Origin of the sequence: Mesorhizobium sp. M2A.F.Ca.ET.067.02.1.1 (assembly GCF_004023285.1) — a bacterium.
Classification (GTDB): domain Bacteria; phylum Pseudomonadota; class Alphaproteobacteria; order Rhizobiales; family Rhizobiaceae; genus Mesorhizobium.
This window is the reverse complement of the sequence record NZ_RZSB01000533.1, coordinates 1-4194: the sequence shown is the minus strand read 5'-3', so window position 1 is coordinate 4194 and position 4194 is coordinate 1. Positions and strand designations below refer to the sequence as shown.

Annotated in this window: 6 protein-coding genes; 3 read left to right on the top strand and 3 right to left on the bottom strand. The window is 63.5% G+C overall.

The annotated features are described in order from the left end of the window. Positions 1-729: GH25 family lysozyme (locus EOA28_RS26890; RefSeq protein WP_348633439.1), on the top strand; the 729-nt coding region annotated here is incomplete at its 5' end. Positions 730-755: 26 nt separating this feature from the next. Here the strand turns inward: EOA28_RS26890 and EOA28_RS26885 are convergent. Beyond that, positions 756-1697 carry a DMT family transporter gene (locus tag EOA28_RS26885; RefSeq protein WP_281059312.1) on the bottom strand — a complete coding sequence of 314 codons (942 nt, stop codon included), beginning with the start codon at positions 1695-1697 and terminating at the stop codon, positions 756-758. A gap of 120 nt (positions 1698-1817) precedes the next feature. On the opposite strand from EOA28_RS26885, the gene EOA28_RS26880 reads away from it, so the two are divergent. Next, positions 1818-2291: an Lrp/AsnC ligand binding domain-containing protein gene (locus EOA28_RS26880; protein WP_127251723.1), complete on the top strand. Its 474-nt coding sequence runs from the start codon at positions 1818-1820 to the stop codon at positions 2289-2291. A gap of 33 nt (positions 2292-2324) precedes the next feature. Here EOA28_RS26880 and EOA28_RS26875 read toward each other — a convergent pair whose 3' ends face one another. Further along, complete coding sequence (locus EOA28_RS26875; protein WP_127251722.1) at positions 2325-2981, bottom strand: uracil-DNA glycosylase; 657 nt, start codon at positions 2979-2981, stop codon at positions 2325-2327. A gap of 12 nt (positions 2982-2993) precedes the next feature. Next, positions 2994-3575 carry an NYN domain-containing protein gene (locus EOA28_RS26870; RefSeq protein WP_126078321.1) on the bottom strand — a complete coding sequence of 194 codons (582 nt, stop codon included), beginning with the start codon at positions 3573-3575 and terminating at the stop codon, positions 2994-2996. Positions 3576-3876: 301 nt separating this feature from the next. On the opposite strand from EOA28_RS26870, the gene rpoZ reads away from it, so the two are divergent. Then, positions 3877-4194: DNA-directed RNA polymerase subunit omega (rpoZ, locus tag EOA28_RS26865; protein WP_128315457.1), on the top strand; the 318-nt coding region annotated here is incomplete at its 3' end.

The following is a 4194-nucleotide window of genomic DNA, read 5'->3' as shown; positions in this document are numbered from 1 at the left end:
GTCTTGGGCAAGCGGATCGTTTTCTGGGGCCTGGCCAGTGTGGTTGTCGCCTGTGCCGTCGCGGCCGGCGCCTATTTCTGGTTCCGTGGCTTTTCGCCGGATAGCGAGGAATTCCCGATCCGGGGCATCGACGTCTCGCATCATCAGGGCAAGATCGACTGGCGGCGCGTCGCGGCCGACGATGTCGCCTTCGCCATCATCAAGGCCACCGAAGGCGGCACCCATGTCGACACCCTGTTCGCCACGAACCTACGCGAAGCCCGCGCGGCCGGCCTCGCGGTCGGCGCCTATCACTTCTTCACCTTCTGCCGGCCGGGGGCCGACCAAGCGAAGAATTTCATTGCCGTGGTGCCGCGCGGCGAACCGCTTTTGCCGCCGGTGGTCGACATCGAGTTCGGCGGCAACTGCCCGCAACGGCCGTCGCCCGAGCAGTTGAACACCGAGCTTGCCGCTTTCCTCGGCCCGGTCGAGGCGGCCTTCGGCAAGCAGGCGATCTTCTACCTGACCGATGAGGCGGCCGACGCCTATTCCGCAACCATCATCGCGCGCCGGCGCTGGCTGCGTTCGCTAGCGATCAGGCCGCGCGAAAACGACTGGATCTATTGGCAGTATCACAATATGGGCCGCGTCGACGGCATCGAAGGCGATGTCGATCTCAACGTTCTCAAAGGCAGCCGCGAGACGATGGCCGAGTTGTTCGCGCCGACGCCTTCAATTGCCGGCCCTTGAAGTGTGTTTGCCGCGCGGCCGAAGGCTCACGATCCTCCCGGCGCTGGTGTACTGAGACGTCTGCTGGCAATACGTCCTCCGATCGCTGACAAGCCCATCCCGGCGGCCATGATGGCTATGGCTGCGAACTGGATCGTCATCGGCGTTTCGCCGAGTACGGCCATGCCGACAACCACCGTGGCGATCGGTATGCCGGGCAGGAACAGCGATGCCGCCTGCGGCCCCAAATGCCGGACGATGTAGGTATAGAGGAACATGGCCGCCGCGCCGGCCAGAATCCCCTGGATCACGATCTGACCGATGATTTCCCCAACGGCCGCTGCATGGATTTGGCTTGGCGCGAGGAGATAGAGAACCGGCAGCGGCAGGCAGGACAGGAGCACCACCGCGGCCGTCGCCGTGACGGGATCGGCGCGCCAGCGCCTGACAAGAACGGCATAGGTCGAAAACATTAGGCCCGATCCGATGAAAAGCATGTCGCCGAAGAGAACGCTGCCTGTTCCGTCGCGCGCCGGCGCGAGGAACAGGAACAGGCCCGCGATGATCGCGAGGACGCCGATGGTCCGTTGCCGCGAAGCGCCGTCGTGGAAGACGATGCGCGACAGCAGGAACGAGAAGAAGACGATTGACGCGGGGCAGAGCGCCGCCGCATGGGCAGCAGGCGCATAGGTCAGGCCCCAATTGATGATCAGCGGATAAGGCAATCCGGCCAGCGCTGCCAAGGCCAAGGCTCGTCGCCAGCCAAGCGCTCTCATGCCTGCGAAGCCACCGCGCCAGGCGATCGGCAGAAAGACCACCGCGGCGCCGCCAAAGCGCAAGACGGCTAGGTCCGTCGCCGTCAGATGCTCCCGGAGGCTGAAGCGGGCGGCGACGAATTGGATGGCATAGATGCCGATCATGGTCAGGCCGGCGAAAATCGCCAGTGTCGTGCTTCCCGAGTCTCGTTCGCTTGCCACACTGTCACCCATATGTCGTCCGGGCGGACCACCGGCACGATGAAAGTGCAGGCTATTGTTCAGTTCGCTGTGTTGAAATACGCTCCTTTTTGGAAATCGTAGCGATATTCACGCTAGAAGGGGCGTTCTGAAGTGAATCCGGAAGCCAGCGATCTCGACGCGGTCGACCGCAATCTTCTTCGCCTGCTGCAGGAGGACGGGCGTCGCACCACACTTGATCTGGCGGCGCGTGTCGGCCTGTCGCCGACCGGCACCAGCCTGCGCGTAAAGCGGCTGTTTCGCGAGGGTTACATCACCGCGGTCAGGGCCGTGCTCAATCCGGCAAAGATCGGGCGTGGCACGCTCGTCTTCATCGAGGTTCGTCTCGACCATACGGCGCCGCATATTTTCGAGCGGTTTGCCGAGGCGGTGATCAAGGCGCCAGAGGTGCTGGAATGCCATATGGTCGTCGGCGGCTTCGACTATCTGGTGAAGGCGCGCATCTCCGAAATGGCCGCCTATCAGGATTTCCTGACCCGGGTCATCCTGCCGCTGCCCGGCGTGAAGGAGACGCACACTTACGCCTCGATCGGCGACGTGAAGCCGGATGCGCTGCTGCCGGTATGAGCGGGTGGGCAGCGCACCTAAGGTGATTTGGGTCTAGCCCCTCAGGAACGCTGCGATCTCGCTGAACACGCTGACGAACATCTGTTCCGTCAGCACGCCCGTATTGGTGTTGTAGCGCGAGCAGTGATAGCTGGAGAACAGCGTGATGCCGCCGGCCTCCTGCTTTCCGCCGTGGCGGAACGGAATGGCCGCGACGCGCTCGCCCAGCGCCCGCACCGTCGACTGGTGCGCGATTGAACCCAGCGTCAGAATGGCGCGCAGATTGGGAAAGCGCGCGATGGTGGGCTTCAGAAAAGTCCGGCAGGTGGCGATCTCGGCGCCGACCGGCTTGTTCTCCGGCGGCACGCAGCGCACCGCATTGGTGATGGCCGTGCCGACCAACTCAAGCCCGTCATCCGGCCGCGCCTTGAACTCGCCGCGCGCCAGGCCCTGCGCGATCATCGTGCCGTAGAGCAGGTCGCCGGCATAGTCGCCGGTGAAGGGGCGCCCCGTCCGGTTGGCGCCGCGCAAACCGGGCGCAAGCCCAACGATCAGCAGCCGGACCGAGGCTTCACCCTCGGGCGGCAGGAAGGTCGGCACCGGCGCATTGAACCAGCCCGGCTCGCGCTCGCGCCAGGCGGCGATGAAATCATGCAGCCGCGGGCAAAGCGGGCAGTCGCGGCTGGGTTCGGGGGAGGTTGTGGCGGTCAAGGCCGCCGCCCGTCAATAATCGTCCTCGTCGACTTCGGCGGGTTCCGGCCGGCGCACCGGCCGCTCGGACGGATCGCGGCCGACGTCGCTCTTCAGCGTCATCAGGTCGATGAAGTGGTCGGCCTGGCGGCGCAGATCGTCGGAAATCATCGGCGGCTGCGAGGCCATGGTCGAAATGATCGACACCTTGCGTCCGCGCCGCTGCAGCGCCTCGACCAGCGTGCGGAAGTCGCCGTCGCCGGAGAAGATGACATAGTGGTCGACGACGTCGGCAAGCTCCAGCGCATCGACGGTCAGCTCGATGTCCATGTTGCCCTTGATCTTGCGGCGGCCGGTCGAGTCGGTGAATTCCTTGGCGGGCTTGGTCACCACCTTGAAACCGTTATAATCAAGCCAGTCGATCAGCGGCCGGATCGAGGAATATTCCTGGTCCTCGACCAGCGCGGTGTAATAATAAGCGCGTAAGAGATACCCGCGCTTCTGGAAACTCGACAGGAGCTTGCGGTAGTCGATGTCGAAGCCCAGCGCGCGGGACGTGGCGTAGAGATTGGCGCCGTCGATGAAAAGAGCGATCTTTTCACGGGGATCGAACATTGAAAAACATCCCTTTCAAAAATTTCTGTCGTCTTAAAAGCGTCGACGGGCAGGTCCACAAATGCGCTTGCTACCCGTCATATCCGAGATAACGCGCAATTTATGGATATCCAAGGGCACGGCCCACATTGCAAGCAATTGTGATCGCGACTATGTGAGCCGCATCATGGCGTGGCGCGATGATGAGCCGGGCAACGGCCCATAAGCTGGCGCCGCCGCCAAAAAGCTTGTATTTCGGCCGCGCCCGCGTTATGGAGCGCGCCAGCTTTCCATCAAATCCATCGCATGAAAGGGGCAGTCCATGGCCCGCGTAACCGTTGAAGATTGCATCGACAAGGTCGACAACCGTTTTGAACTCGTGCTGCTCGCCGGCCATCGCGCCCGCCAGATCAGCCAGGGCGCGCAGATCACCGTTCCGCGCGACAATGACAAGAACCCAGTCATCGCGCTGCGCGAGATCGCCGACGAGACGCTGTCGCCTGACGACCTCAAGGAAGACCTGATCCACTCGCTGCAGAAGCATGTCGAGGTCGATGAGCCGGAAGCCGAGGGCGAGGCGATCACCGACCAGACCGGCGCGACCGCGGTCGCGGCCGACGCCGACGATGCCGAGGAGAAC